1 pseudogene is annotated in these 667 nt (G+C 76.0%); it reads right to left on the bottom strand.

From position 1 onward, the window contains the following. Positions 1 to 135 precede the first annotated feature (135 nt). Positions 136 to 667, bottom strand: a pseudogene (locus tag ESO86_RS19605) (hypothetical protein); the annotation flags it as partial.

The following is a 667-nucleotide window of genomic DNA, read 5'->3' as shown; positions in this document are numbered from 1 at the left end:
CGACGACGTCGGCGGCGTACCGGCTCGAGCCCATGCCGACGACGAGCACGCGCGAGGCCCCGAGCAGCGCGAGGCGGTCGAGGCCCGCGAGGCCGGCGTCGAGCGCGTCGGCGAGCCGGCCGAGCGACTCGGGGATCAGGTCGAGGTCGGCTCGAAAGGCGGCGGTGTCCACGGGTCCTCCGGAAGCTCATCGGTCGAGGGGGTGCGGTGCGTGATCGCCGCGTCGGGCGCATACGCCCAGCGCGGCAGGAACCGGTCGGCGTACGTGAGCTCGGCGGCGAGCTGCTCGGCCTCGAGGCCGGGCAGGAGGGCCGGGTCGAACAGCTCCGTCCGCTCGAGCGTCGCACGGTACGACTCGAGCAGCGCGTCGCGCGCGCGGTCGGCCCATGCGAACGCCGCGGGCTCGGCGCGACCCAGGCGCTTCTGCGCGACGGCCGCGACGAGGTCGAGCGACACGAGCAGGTGCGCGATGTCGCGCGCTGCGGCATCCGCACGACCTCGCTCGGATGCGCCGAGCTGGGGGTCGCCGTCGAAGTCGATCACGGTGTAGCGCGGCGGCGTGCCGGGGGAGCGCAGCACCTGCCCGACGTGCAGGTCGCCGTGCAGGTCGAACGCGAGGCCGGGCGGGGCGGCGCCGAGCGAGCGGATGTCGCGGCGCAACGCGCCG

This window comes from Agromyces binzhouensis (genome assembly GCF_004135055.1).
GTDB classification, from domain to species: Bacteria; Actinomycetota; Actinomycetes; order Actinomycetales; family Microbacteriaceae; genus Agromyces; species Agromyces binzhouensis.
Note: the sequence above shows the minus strand (reverse complement) of the source record. Positions and strands in the feature narration are given on the sequence as shown.